The following is a 16,233-nucleotide window of genomic DNA, read 5'->3' on the forward strand; positions in this document are numbered from 1 at the left end:
TGCGACTGAGACCCTACGGCCGGGTATCTAATCCTTCCCCGGCGTCTCCGTCGGCGTCTTGCAGCAGTGTTCCAACCAGAGCGCGGCAGCCGTCAGGGCAACGGCCGAAATCATCCCGACAACGGCCGCAACCAGGTCGTTCCCCGCCTCCGGGAACGAGTCGCGCACCGGGAAGACGTAGATCAGCAAGCCGGTCCAGGCACCGAACATCAACGCGCCCAGAACCGAAGAGGCCTTCGCCAGCGCCACCGCTCGGGCTGCGGTCAGCGGCTCGACGGGCCGGGCACCAGGACGACGCTGGATCCGCGCCCGCAGGCTGAACGCGAACACGACCTCGACCACGGCGATGACGAAGAGCGTCGACCCCGCCAGCCGGGGCAACGGTGGCAGCGTGTCGTACGCGAGACGCAGCAGCAGATGGGCCAGCAGCCCGGCGATGATCGCAATCGTCGCCAGGTCGCGGGGGCGGGTGAACCTCACGAGTCCATCCAACCCGAAGTCAGCACCAGATCGTCGCGCCGACGCACGCCGTCGGACGAGAACGGCAGCGCGGCAACGGGTCCGTGGCCCGGCAGCACCGCGTCCGGTTCGACGTCGAGCCACGGGATGAGGACCGTCGCGCGCTCAAACGCCCCAGGATGCGGCAGAAGCAGCTCCGGGTGGTCCGAAGTCACCCCGTCCACGGAAACCACGTCCACGTCCAACGTGCGCGGTCCCCAGCGCTTCTCCCGCACGCGGCCGGCGGCGTTCTCGAGCTCCTGGCCGCGCCGCAGCCAGCCCCACTCGTCGACGTCGTCCGCGGACACGATCACGATGGCGTTCAAGAAGTCCGGCTGGTCCTCCACGCCCCACGCCGCCGTTTCGTACACGGGCGACACTGCGACGACGAACGGCCGCAGCCCGTCCACGACGGACTGCAGGAACGCGAAGCGGTCGCCCAGGTTCGACCCGATCGAGAGGACAGCGCGGGTCAACGGGCTTCCTTCGGCAGCGGTGCCGCCAGCCTGCGCGAGCGGCGGATCGTCACCGACACGTCGTCGAAGGTCAGCGGGATCGGCGCGGACGGCTTGTGGACGGTGACCTCCACGGCGTGCAGCCGGGTGTCGGTCATCGCGGCGTCGGCGATGCGGCCGGCCACCGTCTCGATGAGATCGCACGGTTCGCCACCGACGATCGCGGCGGCCATCTCGGCGAGCTCGCCGTAGTGGTAGGTCTGGGTGAGATCGTCCGTGCGGGACGCCGAGCTGAGGTCGAGCCACAGCGTGATGTCCACGACGAACTCCTGGCCGTCGCGCTTCTCGTGCTCGAAAACGCCGTGGTTGCCGCGGACCCTCAGGCCCGTCAACGCGATCCGGTCAGCCATGTCCCCGCCTCCACGCACCGGCGACGGCGACCGCGTCCAGCGACCGGTCGACGTCGTGCACCCGCACACCCCACGCTCCGTTGAACGCGGCAAGAGCAGACACCGCCGCGGTCGCGTCTTCCCTGCCGTCCGGTGGACGGTTGCCGAGCAGCGTGCCGAGGAAGCGTTTGCGCGACGCACCCACCAGCACCGGGAAGCCCAGCTCGACCAGCTCGTCCAGGCGCTGCAACAGCTCCCAGTTGTGGTCACCGAGCTTCGCGAAACCCAGGCCGGGATCCAGCACGATCGACGACTCCGCGACACCGGCCGCCAACGCCGCCTCGACGCGCTCCAGCAGCTCGGTGCGCACGTCCATCACGACGTCGTCGTACGTCGCCAACGAGTCCATCTCCGTGCTGTGGCCACGCCAGTGCATCAGCACGTACGGCACCCCGGCCGCGGCCACCACGGACGCCATCTCCGGATCGGCCAGGCCGCCGGAGACGTCGTTCACGATCGACGCGCCCGCCTCCAGCGCCGCCGACGCGACCGCGGCGCGCATCGTGTCCACGCTGACCGGCACGCCCTCTGCGACCAGCGCGCGGATCACCGGTACAACGCGCGCGATCTCCTCGGCCGGCTCGACGCGCTCGGCACCGGGACGGGTCGACTCGCCACCGACGTCGATCAGGTCGGCCCCGCGCGCGTGCATCGCGATGCCGTGCGCGACCGCGTCCCGCCGGTCGAGGTAGCGGCCTCCGTCCGAGAACGAGTCGGGCGTCACGTTGAGCACGCCCATCACGACGCACCGGCCCGGCTTCGGCAACGAGCTCACCGCAACCGGCCCCTGATCAGCTCGATCGCCTCCGCCCTCGACGAGGCGGACGTGCGCAGCAGCCCGCGCACCGCGGACGTCGTCGTGCGCGAACCCGGCTTGCGCACACCGCGCATGCCCATGCACAGGTGCTCGGCCTCGACGACCACGATCACGCCGCGCGGCTCCAGCCTGCGCACCAGCGCGTCGGCGACCTGCGAGGTCAGCCGTTCCTGCACCTGCGGCCGCTTCGAGTAGAGGTCGACGAGCCGCGCGAGCTTCGACAGACCCGTCACCCGGCCCGCCTCGTTCGGGATGTACCCGACGTGGGCGACGCCGTGGAACGGCAGCAGGTGGTGCTCGCAGAAGCTGAACATCGGGATGTCGGTGACGAGGACGAGCTCCTCGTGGCTCTCGTCGAACGTCTTCGCGAGCACGCTGTCCGCGTCGGTGTAGAGGCCCGCGAACAACTCCCGGTAAGCCCGCGCCACTCGAGCGGGTGTCTCGCGCAGGCCCTCGCGCTCCGGATCCTCACCGCACGCGATCAACAGCTCGCGCACCGCTGCCTCTGCTCGCGCCTGGTCGAAGACCCGCCGCGCGGAGACGCCGGCCTCCCCGTTGCGGGTGAGACCGGCGTCTGCGTCGAGCTGGTTCTGCTCCGTCACTGCCGCTCGTCCTGGTCAGGCTGCGGCTTCTTCGGCTCCCAGACGTTGTGCGGCTTGCCGCCGGGCACGGTCGCCGGGGTCCATCCGGGCGGGGCGCCGTAGTTCGGCGGACCCGCCTGGTTCGTCGGCTGCACCGGCTGGTGCACGCCGTTGGACCCGTTCGGCGACGGCAGCTCCTCGGTGACCGGCTCGGCAGCAGCGGGCTCCGCCTGCTGCGAGTCGTCCTCGAGCGTGTCCTCGACGACCGGGGGCCACGGCTCGCCGCGCTCCTTGGCGAGCTCGCCAGGGGTCTTGATCGGCGGGATGTCGGACGGCGTGCGGTCACCGAAGTCGTTGAACTGGGTGATCCGCGGCCGCTTCTCGACGCCCGCGAAGATCCGCTCCAGGTCCTTGCGGTGCAGCGTCTCCTTCTCGAGCAGCTCGCGCGTGAGGTTGTCGAGGACGTCGCGGTAGGTGTTGAGCACCTCGTACGCCTCGGTGTGCGCCGCCTCGATGAGCTTGCGCACCTCCTCGTCGATCTCGTGCGCGACCTCGAGCGAGTAGTCCGCCTGACGGCCCGCCGAGCGGCCGAGGAACGGCTCGCCCTGCTCCTGGCCGTACTTCACCGCGCCGAGCCGCGCGCTCATGCCGTACTCGGTGACCATCGCGCGGGCGATCTTGGTCGCCTGCTCGATGTCGTTGGACGCACCCGTGGTGGGCTCGTGGAACACGAGCTCCTCCGCCGAGCGGCCACCCAGTGCGAACACCAGCCGCGCGATCATCTCGGACCTGGTCATCAGGTCCTTGTCCTCCTCAGGCACCGCCAGGGCGTGACCACCCGTGCGGCCGCGGGCGAGGATCGTGACCTTGTAGAGCGGGTCGATGTCCGGCATGGCCCACGCAGCGAGCGCGTGGCCCGCCTCGTGGTACGCGGTGATCTTCTTCTCCTTCTCGGAGATGAGCCGGCTCTTGCGGGCCGGACCACCGATCACGCGGTCGACCGACTCCTCCAGCGCGGCCGCGGTGATGACGTGGCCGTTCTGGCGGGCGGTGAGCAGTGCCGACTCGTTGATCACGTTCGCCAGGTCGGCGCCGGAGAAACCGACGGTGCGCTTGGCGAGACCGTCGAGGTCGGCGTCGGCGGCCAACGGCTTGCCCTTGGCGTGCACCCGGAGGATCTGCCTGCGGCCCTTCATGTCCGGTGCGGACACCGGGATCTGGCGGTCGAAGCGGCCGGGACGCAGCAGGGCCGGGTCGAGGATGTCGGGACGGTTCGTCGCCGCGATCAGGATGATCCCGCCACGCGAGTCGAAGCCGTCCATCTCGACGAGCAGCTGGTTCAGCGTCTGCTCGCGCTCGTCGTGACCGCCGCCGAGACCGGCACCGCGGTGACGGCCGACCGCGTCGATCTCGTCGACGAAGATGATGCACGGCGCGTTCTGCTTGGCCTGTTCGAACAGGTCGCGCACACGCGAGGCACCGACACCGACGAACATCTCGACGAAGTCCGAACCGGAGATCGAGTAGAACGGCACGCCGGCCTCACCGGCGACAGCCCTGGCGAGCAGCGTCTTACCGGTTCCCGGCGGGCCGTACAGCAGCACGCCCTTCGGGATCTTCGCGCCGAGCGCCTGGTAGCGGCCGGGGTTCTGGAGGAAGTCCTTGATCTCCTCGAGCTCCTCGACGGCCTCCTCGGCACCGGCGACGTCGGAGAACGTCGTCTTGGGCATGTCCTTGGACAGCTGCTTGGCCTTGGACTTGCCGAAGTTCAGAACGCGGTTGCCGCCGCCCTGAGCGTTGTTCATCATCCACATCAGCAGCAGCAACAGCAGGCCGAGCGGCACGAGGTAGATCAAGATCTGCATCAGGATGGACTCCTGGCTGACCTTGGTCTCCACGGTCGGCTTGTTGCCGGCCTGGTCGAGGACGTTGAAGATCTCGTCCGTGGCGCTGGCCGGGAACTGCGTGATGAGGCGGTTGCTGCCCTCGAACGTCGTTCCGTCGGTGAGGGTGAGCCGGAGCCGCTGCTCCTTGTCCTCGATCGTGGCTTCCTTGACCTTGCCGTCCCGCACCTGTTGGAGTGCTTGGGACGTCTTGACCGGGTGGTAGCCCCGTGAGTCGTCGAAGAGCACGGTGAAGACGAAGTAGAGCAGCAACACCGCAGCGATCCACAGCAGCGGGTTGCGAAGCAGGCGCTTGCGGTCCATGCACTTACGGCCGGCGGGCGGCCTCGACCCTCCCTGACTTGCGCGTCGGGCAGTGGAAGACCCACATACCGCGTCCGACCAGCCTACCGCCCGCTGGTCGGGTACTGAGCAACCAACGGTCGGGGGCGGTCCCGGGTTCCCACGCGTGACCGCTGCCACGCACGTTCACGCAGTTTGGTTCATCCGGAACAAATACGGCCGTCCGGATGAGTGACGCAGGTCACGCCATCTCATTACGTTTGGGGGTCACATGTCATCCTCATTCATCCCCCGAGTGTTCCCCCGCCACTCGAAAGAGTGAACACGTGACCGAAGGTAAGTAACTGTATGTCAGCACGTCACACGTCCCCCGGATTGTTCCGGCGGGTTGCGCTGCCCGTGGGCGCCCTGCTCGGAGTGGTCGCGGCGGCAGGCGTCACGGTCGTGGCACTACGTGTCACCAGCGGCGCCGACTGCTCCGGCGCACTGCCGTTGAAGGTCGCCGTCACACCTGCCGCGTTAGATGTGGTGAACGCGGCAGCGCAGGACTACCAGCGGTCGCAACCGGTCGTGAAGGGCCGCTGCGTTCAGGTCCAGGTCGAGTCGCGCAACGCGGCCGACGTGGCGAACGAGCTCCCCACCGCGCAGATCAACCCGCACTCCCTCTGGATCCCCGACTCCTCGATGTGGGCCGCGGAGGCCCAGCGGCAGGCCGCGGAAACCGGCCCCGAGGCCCCGAAGCTCGACATCAAGCCCTCGCTCGCCTCCAGCCCGCTCGTGATGGCCGGTTCCGAGAAGGCCATGTCCAAGATCGGCTACCCGGTCACCCCCGTCTCCTGGTCCAAGGTCGTCGACCCGAAGGTCCAGGTCTCGATGAGCGACCCGACGATGACCTCCGAGGGCCTCGCCTCGCTGTTCGTGATCCGCACCCTGCTGGGCAACCCGGACGGCACGCCCAAGCCGGAGCTGGTCGGCACCCTGCTGCGCGTGGGCCGCAGCGCCGTCCCGTCGGTGCGCGACTCGTTCGGCAAGGTCACCACGGACGCGGAGAAGGCACCGCTCTTCGCCGCGACCGAGCAGTCCGTCGTCGCGAACAACCGCGCTGCGAAGGACAACCTCGTCCTGGGCGCCCCGCCCAAGGAGGGCACGCTGTCCTTCGACTTCCCGCTGGTCCGGGTCTCCCGCCAGAACGAGCCGGAGGGCATCGGCGACGCCGCCGCGGAGTTCGAGAAGGTCCTGCGGTCGGCCGAGACCTCCAAGCGCTTCGGCGAGGCGGGCTTCCGCACCGTCCAGGGCGCCGCGCCGGCCAAGTGGTCGACCGACGTCGAGGGCGTGCAGGCCGGCGACGTGAAGCTGATCGAGACCCCGAACGCCGACCAGGTGTCCGAGCTGCTGCGCACGTGGGGCGCCATCAGCCTCGACATGCGCATGCTGACCGTCATCGACGTCTCCGGCTCGATGATCGACAAGGACCGCAACGGCAAGACTCGAGTGGAGGCCGCGGCGGAGGCGTCCATGACCGCACTCGCAATGCTGCCGGACACCACGCAGATCGGCCTGTGGGCGTTCTCGACCGACAAGAAGCCGCCGCAGGACTGGATCGAGCTCGTGCCGATCGGCCCGCTGGGCGAGCCGCTCGCCGGCGTCACCCGCCGCAAGCGCCTCGAGGCCGGCGCCAGCCAGCTGCCAGGACTCGTCGGCGGCGGCACGGCGTTGAACGACACGACCCTCGCGGCGTACCGGCACGTGCTGTCCACCTACGACCCGTCGAAGGTCAACTCGGTGGTGCTGATGACCGACGGCCGCAACGACGACACCGGTTCGTCGATCGACACCGCGACGTTGATCGAGACCCTGAAGCGGGAGACCGACCCGACCAAGCCCGTGCCGATCATCATGGTCGGGCTCGGGGACGAGGTCGACATGGATGCGCTGCGGTCCATTTCCGCTGCTACCGGAGGTAAGGCGTATCAGGCGCCGACTCCGGAGGACATCCGCGGGGTGCTGCTGGACGCCGTTTCGCAGCGGCGGTGCCGGCCGAACTGCTGACCCACCGCAATCGCGAAAACGGGGGCGCTGCCACGAATGGCAGCGCCCCCGTTTCACGTCAGGAGAACCGTCAGCTCGAGTACACCTTCGGGTCCAGGGTGCCGATGTACGGCAGGTCCCGGTACCTCTCGGCGTAGTCCAAGCCGTACCCGACCACGAACTCGTTGGGGATGTCGAAGCCGACGTACTTCACCGGCACCTCGACCTTCACCGCGTCTGGCTTGCGCAGCAGCGTGCACACCTCCAGGGACCGAGGCCGGCGCGACTGCAGGTTCTTGAGCAGCCACGACAGTGTGAGGCCCGAGTCGATGATGTCCTCGACGATCACCACCCTGCGGTCGGCGATGTCTCGGTCCAGGTCCTTCAGGATCCGCACCACGCCCGAAGAGGACGTGGAGGAGCCGTAGGACGAAACGGCCATGAACTCGAGCTGCACAGGAACGGGCAGCGCTCGGGCCAGGTCGGCCATGAACATCACCGCGCCCTTGAGAACGGTGATAAGCACGAGGTCGGAGTCACCTTCTGGGTGATCATCCGCGACCTGCTTGGCGAGTTCGGTGACCTTGTCGCTGATCTCCTGCTCGGTGATGAGCACGGATGCGATGTCGCCGTCGTACACGGACAGGTCCCCTCTGCTTAAGACTGTGGTTCAACAACGAGCCTGCCATGCGCGCGCCGCACGACAAAGCCGCCGGGTAGCCAAACACCGCCCTGACCGCGCCATTCACTCACGAGTGCGTCAACACGACGCAGGTGCGAATCGGACAGTTCCGGCACTCCCTCGTCGATGAGCCACGACCTGAGCACTCTCCGTCGAAGTGCGACGGGCAACTCGGCGATGTCGTCCACGGCACAGCAGTCGCCGCCGAACGCCGCGGCCAGCGAGTCGAGTGCGTCACAGTCCTCGCGCAGCTGGGCAGCCGTGCGCGCCAACGACGACGCGACACCGCCCTGCAGCACGTCCTCCAGCAACGGCAGGACCTCCGAACGCAACCGCACGCGGGTGAACGACGGATCCGAGTTGTGCGGGTCCTCCCACACCTCGATGCCCTGCTCCGCACAGAAAGCACGGGTGGCGGCACGCGACACGCCGAGCAGCGGTCGCCCCCACGGCGGGTCGAACGCACGCATCCCCGCGATCGAACGCGGGCCGGAGCCGCGGCCCAGGCCCAGCAGCACGGTCTCGGCCTGGTCGTCGAGGGTGTGGCCGAGCAGCACGACGCCGGAAGCAGGCCTCAGAGCCGCGTAACGCGCCTTGCGGGCCGCCGCCTCCGGGCCACCGGGCCCCGAGACCTCGACGGCCTCCACACGGGCCACGAGACCAAACTCCGCACACTGCCGGGCCGCGCGCAGCGCCACGTCACCGGAACCGAGCTGCAGCTGGTGGTCGACGATCACGGCGGAAGCGCCGGGGACGAACCGGCCGACACACGCGGCCAGCGCCAGGGAGTCGGCGCCGCCGGAGACCGCGACGGTCACCGCGTCCGGGCGCACCTCGTCGAGGAACCTCCGCACCGCCGTCCTGATCTCGGCGACCGGGCCGTTCACGGTGCCTCACTCACGGGGCCACGCGACGCAGCCAGGTCATCGGCTCGGCGATCTCGGCACGGGTCGGCAGGGTCTCGGCCGAGGTCCAGATCGCGTTGAAACCGTCCATCCCGACGCGTTCCACGACGTACTCGGTGAACGCCGCGCCCTCTTCGTACTGGCGCACCTTCGCGTCCACGCCGAGCAGCGTGCGCAGGACCCGGTCCAGCAGGCCGCCGCCCTTGCGGCGCGCGGTGAAGCGGTGGCGGATGGTCGACACCGACGGCACGACGGTGGGGCCGACCGCGTCCATCACGTGGTCCGCGTGGCCTTCGAGCAAAGTGGACAGTGCGATCAACCGGTCCAGCACGGCTTTCTGCTGCGGCGACTGGATGAGCTCGATCAGCCCGATCGGGCCGTCGCCCGCGCGCAGCTTGTGCCGGAAGTCGCGGATCACGTCCGGCAGCGGCGCTCGATCGTCGTCCATTGTGGAGAGAAGCGCCGTGACCTGGTCGGAGAAGTACCTCCGCAGCCACGGCACACCGGTGAACTGCAGGCGGTGCGTGCACTCGTGCAGGCACACCCACATCCGGAAGTCGTCGTCGGGCACGTCCAGGGCCTGTTGCGCACCAACGATGTTCGGCGCGACGAGCAGCAGCCGTCCCGCCAGCTGGTCGCTCGGGCTGAACGGGTCGTACTGGCCGAGCACCCGCGACGACAGGAACGCCATCACGACGCCCGCCTGCACGCCGGCCGTGCCCGCGAGGATGCTCGCCATCGCTCCGGCCTGACGCGGCATCGCGGGCGCGGTCAGGGCGGCGAGGCCCTGCGCGGCGGCCCTGACCCACGCGGGGCGGTCCACGACCTCACCCGGCAGCAGCGGCAGACCCTGGCCGAGGCCTGTCAGCTCGCGCACGTGCACCTCGGCCTGAGGCGCGAGCTCACGAAGTCTGCCGACGACGTGGTCGGCCTGGTCCTTGCCGATCACCGGGCCCGGCCGCACGAGCCGGACGGCGGTCGCCACCGCCAGCTCCCAGTCCACCGGGCCGAGCTCTGCCTCCGTCGCGCCGTTCACCCTGCCGAAGTTACCTGCGCACGCCCCGCTACGAACAGCCACAGCCCCGCAACGCAGCGGCCATCACGTCCAGCGCCGGCCTCACCTCGAGCTCCGGGTTGCGGTTGCTCGCCGACATGAACGAGAACACGAGCACCCGCCCGTCGACGTCGACGACCACGCCGGCGAGCGCGTTGACGCCGGTGAGCGTGCCCGTCTTGGCCCGCACCCAGCCCTTGCCGCCGGACGCGCTGCCGCCGTACCGACCGGCCAGGGTGCCGCTGCCGCCCGCCACCGGCAGTGCCGTCAGCAACGGCCGCAGCTTCGCCGTGCGCGGGTCGTCGAGCGTGGGCTTGGCCGCCGTGGCCAGCACGTCGGTGAGCAGCTTGGCGGGGATCTTGTTCGTGGCCGAGAGGCCGCTGCCGTCGACGAAGTTCGCGCCGGTGAGGTCGAACCCGTTCTTGGTCAGGACGTCGCGCACCGCCTTGACGCCACCGGCGAACGACGGCTCGTTGCCCGTCTTGATCGCGACCTCGCGGGCGATCGCCTCGGTGAGGACGTTGTCCGAGATCTGCATCATGTTGTCGACGAGCTGCTCGATCGGCGCCGACTTGATCTCGCCGAGCACCTGCGCGCCCTGCACAGCCGTGCCGGGGGTCGCGCCAGGAGCCCCGATGCGCTGCGCGAACGCGTCCGCCGCCGACTGGGCCGGGCTCCCGGTGCGGGCCGACACGTCGTTCTTCGGGTTGAGCCGGCCGCCGTCGAGCATGAACGGCACGATCGGTGCCACCGAGCCGCCCGCGATGTCGGCCGTCTCCCACTGCGGGCCCAGCGCCTCGCCCGTGTACCGGCTCAGGTCGAACTGGACCTTGGTGACCTGGCCCTTCTGCTTCACCTGGTTGACCAGGTCGTCCAACGCGGCGGCGCCGGGATAGACGGAGCTGCCGGGCGTGCCGGAGATCGTCGGGTCGCCACCGCCGACGATCACCACGGTGCCGGGCTCCGCGCCCTGCACGACCTTGGTGGACAGCTGGTCGGTCTTCTCCAGGCTGAGCAGCGCCGCGGCCGCCGTGAGGATCTTGAGGCTCGACGCGGGCGTCGCGGCCGTGGTGTCGCCCTGCTGCCACAGGACGGTGCCGTTGGCGGGGTCCACGACGCTGCCGGTCAGCGTGCCGAGAGCGGAGTTGCCGGCGGGGCCGGCGAGCACCGACTTCACGCCGGCGGGGCTCGGCGCCGGTCCACCCGCGGTGACCGCCTTGACCAGCGGCTGGACCGCGGCGGGCGGGGCCGGGGGCTTGATCTCGACGGCCGCGGGGCCGCCGAACTCGTTGACCGCGTAGAGCGTGGCTCCAGCAAGCGCCGCTACGACCAGCAGGCCGAGCACGACGACGAGCGGCTTGCGGCCCTTCTTCGGCTCGTCGGAGCCGGTCAGCCGGTCTTCCGGCTCTTCGTCGTAGCCGGAGACCGGGAGGGTCTCGCGAACGGGCTCTTCCTGGCGCGGCGGCGGGGCCTGCTCGACGCGCTCCTGGCGCAGTGGTTCATGGCGCGGCGGCTGGGGTCGCGGGGCCTGCGACTCAGGTCTGACCGACTGGTCGAACCACGACGGCTCCGACACCGGCAACTGGTCGACCCGAGCCGTCTTCGCGGCCACCGGAGTGGCCTCGGCACCGGGCGAGATCCGCATCGGCGCGGCCCTCGGCGGCTCGACCTGCCGAGGTTGGCCACCGTCCGGACCAACCTGCCCGTGAGACTTCCCACCAGAAGATCCACCCGCGGGGCCGCCGGAACCCTGCAAAGGCACACCGGAAGCCCTCGCGGCGCTGCCGGCGCCGTTGGGAGCTGAACGGACAGGAGACGATCGCAGCGACTCCTGAGTGGACGGTTGCGACAGCACGGGAGCGATCGGGAGCCGCATGGTCGGCTGATCCAGCGACGGGCGGCTGACCTGCAGAGTTGGCCCTTCTGGCACGACGCCGGACTCGGCGTCGTCGTCCTCGGTCGGCCACTGGGGCTCGTCCGGCAAGAGGACCTCCGTCAGCTCGGTACGGGCAATCTCACACCCTCCAGCCGCGGCTCCGATGAGGGTTGACAGGGCGTCGTGGTCCACACTAGTGGCGTCACGAATGGGCTACATGAGCGAGGACCAGTGGAGTTCGACGTCCTGATCGAGATCCCCAAGGGCGTGCGCAACAAGTACGAGGTGGACCACAAGAGTGGTCGCATCCGCCTCGACCGCACGTTGTTCACGTCGACGCAGTACCCGGCCGACTACGGGTTCATCGAGAACACCCTGGGTGAGGACGGCGACCCGCTGGACGCCCTCGTCCTCGTCCAGGAGCCGACGTTCCCCGGCTGCCTGATCGCGGCCCGTGCCATCGGCATGTTCCGCATGACCGACGAGAAGGGCGGCGACGACAAGGTTCTGTGCGTCCCCGCCTACGACCCGCGGCACGAGCACCTGCGCGACATCCACCACCTGGCGGAGTTCGACCGCCTTGAGATCCAGCACTTCTTCGAGGTCTACAAGGACCTCGAGCCCGGCAAGAGCGTCGAGGGCGCGACCTGGGTCGGCCGCACCGAGGCCGAGGCCGAGATCGTCCGCTCCTACCAGCGTCTCAAGGACGCCGAGGCGAACGGCGAAGTGCACCACTGAGACAACGCGAAAGGGCCGTCCCCACGAGGAGGACGGCCCTTTTTCGCGCAACGGCTAGACCGCGACGGCCTCGGCGTCGGCCACCCGCTCCAGGCCCGACCTGGTCGACAGCGGCTTCTCGCGCAGGAACCACACGAGGACGAACGCCGCCACCATCACGATCCCGCCGGTCATGAAGACCAGGTCGATCGCGCCGGAGAAGCCGTCCAGGAACGGACGCGCCAGCACCGGGTCGAGATGGTTGAGGAACTCGGTGTTGTTGATGTCCACGCCGGACCCGCCACCGGCCTGCAGCGACTTGGCGAACTCCGGGTTCTGGGCAAGCGCGACCTTGAACGCCTCGGTCTGCATCGCGGACCTGAGGCCCTCCGCGATCTTGTCGCCCACCGTGCTGAACAGGATCGACAGGAACACCGCGGTGCCGACCGTGCCACCGATGTTGCGGAAGAACGTCGCCGACGAGGTCGCCACACCCATGTCGCGCGGCTCGGCGTCGTTCTGGATCGCGACCAGCAGCGTCTGCATGCACTGGCCAAGACCGGCACCCATGACGAACATGTAGACCATCACCAGCCAGGCCGGCGTGTCCGTGCCGATGGTGCTGAACAGGAACAGCGCGATCGCCATCAGCGCCGAGCCGATGATCGGGAAGAGCTTGTAGCGACCGGTCTTCGCGGTGACGCGGCCGCTGATCGCCGTCGCCGAGATGATGCCGAACGTCATCGGCAGCAGCATCAGGCCGGAGACCGTCGGCGACACGCCCTTCACGATCTGCAGGTACAGCGGGATGGAGACCATGCCGCCGAACATGCCGATGCCGAGCACGAAGTTGACCGTGTTGCCCAGCGCGAACGTGTGGTTGCCGAACATCCGCAACGGCAGCAGCGCCTCGTCACCCATGCGCCGTTCGACGAACACGAACGCCACCAGGCCGAGCACACCGATCGCGTACATCGCGAGCGACGTGGCCGAGGCCCAGCCCCACTCACGTCCCTGCTCGGCGACGATCAGCAACGGCACCAGGCCGACGGTCAGCGACAGCGCGCCGAGGTAGTCGATGCGGTGGTCGACCCGCTGGTGCGGGACGTTCAGCACGCGGCCGACGACGAGCAGCGCGATCAGCGCGATCGGCACGTTCACCAGGAACACCCAGCGCCAGCCGGTCACACCGGCGAACGTGTCGAGACCGGCGAACAGACCGCCGACGACCGGGCCGAGCACGCTCGCCGAGCCGAACACCGCCATGAAGTACGCGGAGTACTTGCTGCGCTCCCGCGGCGAGGTCATGTCCGCCATGATCGCGAAGGCGAGCGACATCAGACCGCCGGCGCCGAGGCCCTGCACCGCGCGGAACGCGGCCAGCTCGTACATCGACGTCGCGATGCCGGACAGCAGCGATCCGAGCAGGAAGAACGAGATCGCGGCGAGGTACATCGGCTTGCGCCCGTAGATGTCGGACAGCTTGCCGTACAAGGGCGTCGTCACCGTCGCGGTGATGAGGTACGCGGTGGTCGCCCACGCTTGCAGCGTCTGGCCGTGCAGCTGGTCCGCGATGGTCTTCATGGCGCTGGAAACGATCATCTGGTCCAGTGCCGCGAGGAACATGCCCAGCATGAGGCCGGACAGCACCGTCAAGATCTGACGATGCGTCAACGAGGCCCCTGGTGCGGGTGTCGCCTCGGTTGTCTGTGACATCTCTACTTTTCCCCTCCTGCGCGGATCCCCAGCCCGCGTTCGGTCATCAGCACCGGAATCGTGCGTTCGTAGTCCTGGACGAAGCGTTCGAACAGATCCGCGAAGCTCTTGAAGTCGTCTTCCGACCAGTCCGCGAACAACCGCTCGAACGCTTCACGGCGCATGCGGCTTCGCTCGGCGAGCAGCTCTCGCCCCGCCTCGGTGACGGCGAGCACGCTGGCCCGCCCGTCGGCCGGATCGGCTCGCCGCTCCACGAGCCCGTCCTTGACCAGCCCGGCCACCTGCCTGCTGACCGTGGACGGGTCGGAGAACACCGCCTCGGCGAGCGCGCTCGACCTGCACTCGCCGAGACCGGCGAGAGAGGCCAGGAGGACGAACGCCGACTTGTCGATGCCCTGCTTGGCCATCTGGTGTGTGAGCTGGGCGTGCATCTTGTTCAGACGCACCATCGTCATGCTCACGCGATCAGCGAGCTCGTGCTCGGGATCGACGTGGCACCTCCCCGGCTCAACCATCACACACACCTCGTTGCTTGTATCACCCAACTAGTTGCTCAGCACAAGCATCCATCTCGGCACGCGGGAACGCAAGTGGGTTTCAGGTCTCACTCCACTGTGGAGTGGTACGAGCACGGTGAGTACCGGTTACCGACCGGTAGCAAACTGGGTTACCCGTCGGTAGCATCCGTCTCATGAGCCAAGACGTGTCGTTCGTCGCCGACGCAATGAAGCAGGCCGTGCCGTGGGTCAAGACCACCGGCATCGACTTCGAAGAGGTCTCCACCAGCCGTGTCGTCGCGTCGCTGCCGGACGACGAGACGCTGCGCAACCACGTCGGCGGGCCGCACGCCGCGATGATGTTCGGTCTCGCGGAGACCGCGTCCGGCGCCGTCGTGATGGCCGCGTTCGCCGCGCACATGGGCAAGGCCACGCCGCTCGTCGTCCGCGCGGACATCGCCTACAAGAAGGTCGCCATGGGCGTCCTGCGTGCCGAGGCCGTTCTCGGGCGCGCCGCCGACGAGGTGCTGGCCGAGCTGGAGTCCGGAACGCGGCCGGAGTTCCCGGTGAACATCATGATCACCAATGCCGAGGGCGTGACCACCGGAGAGATGACCGTGGTCTGGACGTTGAAGCCCGCACGCTGAACTGGGCGTCTCCGTATTTCAGTTCGGACTACCTGTGAACCGATCCGGGTCAAATACGTAACCTTGGCCACTCTCCCGTCAGAGTGCACCATTCGGGTTCATGTCGGGGTGGAGAACTGTGAGCGGCGGAGTCCTGCTGGTAGCGCTCACCGCAGGGTGTGCGCCGCAGGTACAGCAGTCGACTCCCGTTGCCGTGGAGAAGCCGGTCGAGGACGTGCCGGTGACGACGTCCGCGGCGGTCCCGCCCGCCCAGCTGGGCATCAGCGTGGCCTCGATCGTGGACGGCCGCGCGGTGATGCTGTCCGACGGGTCGAAAGCCGAGGTCGCGGGCCTCGCCCAGCCGGGACCGTGCTGGGCTGAGGCCGCGGCCAAGTTCGCCGGCAGCATGCTGCTGAACCAGCAGGTGCGGTACGACAGGACCACGGGCTCGCTCGTCCTCGCGGACGGCACCGACTACGCGTTGCTCGCGCTGGGCAACGGCGCCGGCCGCACCGCCGGCAACCCGACGCCCGCGCAGAGGGAAGCCGAAGGCGCCGCGCAGCGGGTTCCGATGGGGCTCTGGGGCGCGCCGTGCGGTGGCAAGGACGCCCTCGAGACCCCCACTCCTGCTCCGCCTCCCCCGCCGCCTCCGCCACCGCCCGCTCCGAAGCCGACCACGACGACGCCGAAGCCCAAGCCGGTGTTCTACGCGAGCTGCGAGGACGCCTGGCGGGCCGGTGCGGCGCCGATCTACTGGGGCCAGCCCGGCTACCGGGTCGAGCTCGACGGGAACCGGAACGGAATCGCCTGCGAGCCCCGGTACGGCTACCGCTGACCCCTGCGCTCGCGCCATGCGACTGCACGTCCACCAGTGGGGCGGTGGTCCGCGCGTGGTGCTGGTGCACGGCGGCGTGCTCGGAGGCCGGGAGACCTGGCGCGCCCAGCGACCGCTCACCGAGCGGTGGACGCTGCTCGCACCGGACCGGCCGGGCACCGGGCAGTCGCCACCCGCGCGGCAGGACTTCGAGCCGGAGGGGACCCGGGATCGCCCGCGAGACCGGTGGGCGACGGGCGATGTGCCGGGGACGCGACCACCTCGTCCAGGAGGCTGCTGAGTTCAACGCGCTGCTGGAGGGTTTTCTAACC

The 16,233-nt window shown here is 69.3% G+C and carries 17 protein-coding genes; 5 read left to right on the forward strand and 12 right to left on the reverse strand.

Annotated elements, in window-relative coordinates:
- Window positions 1–27: 27 nt before the first annotated feature.
- From C8D87_RS39140 to ftsH, 6 genes are read right to left on the reverse strand one after another with little or no spacing between them, the layout of a single operon-like run.
- Entirely contained in the window at window positions 28–480 is a 453-nt protein-coding gene (locus C8D87_RS39140) for a DUF3180 domain-containing protein (protein WP_109631170.1), read from the reverse strand.
- Window positions 477–974 (reverse strand): 2-amino-4-hydroxy-6-hydroxymethyldihydropteridine diphosphokinase, encoded by a 498-nt coding sequence (gene folK, locus C8D87_RS39145; protein WP_112231129.1) that lies wholly within the window; start codon window positions 972–974, stop codon window positions 477–479. Before folK ends, C8D87_RS39140 begins: the two co-directional genes overlap by 4 nt.
- Complete coding sequence (folB, locus tag C8D87_RS39150; protein ID WP_112231131.1) at window positions 971–1,363, reverse strand: dihydroneopterin aldolase; 393 nt, start codon at window positions 1,361–1,363, stop codon at window positions 971–973. Before folB ends, folK begins: the two co-directional genes overlap by 4 nt.
- Window positions 1,356–2,141, reverse strand: a complete 786-nt coding sequence (gene folP / locus C8D87_RS39155; RefSeq protein WP_109633055.1) for a dihydropteroate synthase — start codon at window positions 2,139–2,141, stop codon at window positions 1,356–1,358. Before folP ends, folB begins: the two co-directional genes overlap by 8 nt.
- 32 nt (window positions 2,142–2,173) lie before the next feature.
- The gene (folE, locus tag C8D87_RS39160; protein ID WP_112231132.1) at window positions 2,174–2,821 is read right to left on the reverse strand and encodes a GTP cyclohydrolase I FolE; all 648 of its coding nucleotides are present in this window, start codon (window positions 2,819–2,821) and stop codon (window positions 2,174–2,176) included.
- Complete coding sequence (gene ftsH, locus C8D87_RS39165) at window positions 2,818–5,007, reverse strand: ATP-dependent zinc metalloprotease FtsH (protein WP_109631155.1); 2,190 nt, start codon at window positions 5,005–5,007, stop codon at window positions 2,818–2,820. The genes folE and ftsH overlap by 4 nt, the downstream gene beginning before the upstream one ends.
- A gap of 327 nt (window positions 5,008–5,334) precedes the next feature.
- Between ftsH and C8D87_RS39170 the strand changes: the two genes are divergently transcribed.
- Window positions 5,335–7,035 carry a substrate-binding domain-containing protein gene (locus tag C8D87_RS39170; RefSeq protein ID WP_112231134.1) on the forward strand — a complete coding sequence of 567 codons (1,701 nt, stop codon included), beginning with the start codon at window positions 5,335–5,337 and terminating at the stop codon, window positions 7,033–7,035.
- Between the two features lie 70 nt (window positions 7,036–7,105).
- Here C8D87_RS39170 and hpt read toward each other — a convergent pair whose 3' ends face one another.
- The 4 genes from hpt to dacB are packed head-to-tail and all read right to left on the reverse strand — an operon-like array spanning window position 7,106 to window position 11,639.
- Window positions 7,106–7,654, reverse strand: coding sequence for a hypoxanthine phosphoribosyltransferase (gene hpt, locus C8D87_RS39175; protein WP_109631147.1), 549 nt, complete (start codon window positions 7,652–7,654; stop codon window positions 7,106–7,108).
- Between the two features lie 17 nt (window positions 7,655–7,671).
- Window positions 7,672–8,583, reverse strand: coding sequence for a tRNA lysidine(34) synthetase TilS (tilS, locus tag C8D87_RS39180; protein ID WP_112231136.1), 912 nt, complete (start codon window positions 8,581–8,583; stop codon window positions 7,672–7,674).
- 10 nt (window positions 8,584–8,593) lie between these two features.
- Window positions 8,594–9,637 carry a zinc-dependent metalloprotease gene (locus C8D87_RS39185; protein ID WP_109631141.1) on the reverse strand — a complete coding sequence of 348 codons (1,044 nt, stop codon included), beginning with the start codon at window positions 9,635–9,637 and terminating at the stop codon, window positions 8,594–8,596.
- Window positions 9,638–9,665: 28 nt separating this feature from the next.
- The gene (gene dacB / locus C8D87_RS39190) at window positions 9,666–11,639 is read right to left on the reverse strand and encodes a D-alanyl-D-alanine carboxypeptidase/D-alanyl-D-alanine endopeptidase (RefSeq protein WP_146772005.1); all 1,974 of its coding nucleotides are present in this window, start codon (window positions 11,637–11,639) and stop codon (window positions 9,666–9,668) included.
- 123 nt (window positions 11,640–11,762) lie between these two features.
- On the opposite strand from dacB, the gene C8D87_RS39195 reads away from it, so the two are divergent.
- Window positions 11,763–12,269 (forward strand): inorganic diphosphatase, encoded by a 507-nt coding sequence (locus C8D87_RS39195; RefSeq protein ID WP_109631135.1) that lies wholly within the window; start codon window positions 11,763–11,765, stop codon window positions 12,267–12,269.
- A 54-nt stretch (window positions 12,270–12,323) separates the two neighbouring features.
- On the opposite strand, the gene C8D87_RS39200 is transcribed toward C8D87_RS39195, so the two are convergent.
- Both C8D87_RS39200 and C8D87_RS39205 read right to left on the reverse strand, forming a co-directional pair.
- A complete protein-coding gene (locus C8D87_RS39200) occupies window positions 12,324–13,964 on the reverse strand; it encodes an MDR family MFS transporter (protein WP_112231140.1) in 1,641 nt (546 codons plus the stop codon).
- 2 nt (window positions 13,965–13,966) lie between these two features.
- Entirely contained in the window at window positions 13,967–14,479 is a 513-nt protein-coding gene (locus tag C8D87_RS39205) for a MarR family winged helix-turn-helix transcriptional regulator (RefSeq protein WP_112231379.1), read from the reverse strand.
- 176 nt (window positions 14,480–14,655) lie between these two features.
- Between C8D87_RS39205 and C8D87_RS39210 the strand changes: the two genes are divergently transcribed.
- The 3 genes from C8D87_RS39210 (at window position 14,656) to C8D87_RS39220 (ending at window position 16,202) form a co-directional block, all read left to right on the forward strand.
- On the forward strand, window positions 14,656–15,108 hold the full coding sequence (locus tag C8D87_RS39210) for a DUF4442 domain-containing protein (protein ID WP_109631125.1): 453 nt from the start codon (window positions 14,656–14,658) through the stop codon (window positions 15,106–15,108).
- 118 nt (window positions 15,109–15,226) lie between these two features.
- Entirely contained in the window at window positions 15,227–15,922 is a 696-nt protein-coding gene (locus C8D87_RS39215) for an excalibur calcium-binding domain-containing protein (RefSeq protein WP_170154725.1), read from the forward strand.
- Between the two features lie 16 nt (window positions 15,923–15,938).
- Window positions 15,939–16,202, forward strand: coding sequence for an alpha/beta fold hydrolase (locus tag C8D87_RS39220; protein ID WP_215732613.1), 264 nt, complete (start codon window positions 15,939–15,941; stop codon window positions 16,200–16,202).
- Window positions 16,203–16,233: the final 31 nt, after the last annotated feature.

The sequence above is a fragment of the Lentzea atacamensis genome, from assembly GCF_003269295.1.
Taxonomy (GTDB): Bacteria; Actinomycetota; Actinomycetes; order Mycobacteriales; family Pseudonocardiaceae; genus Lentzea; species Lentzea atacamensis.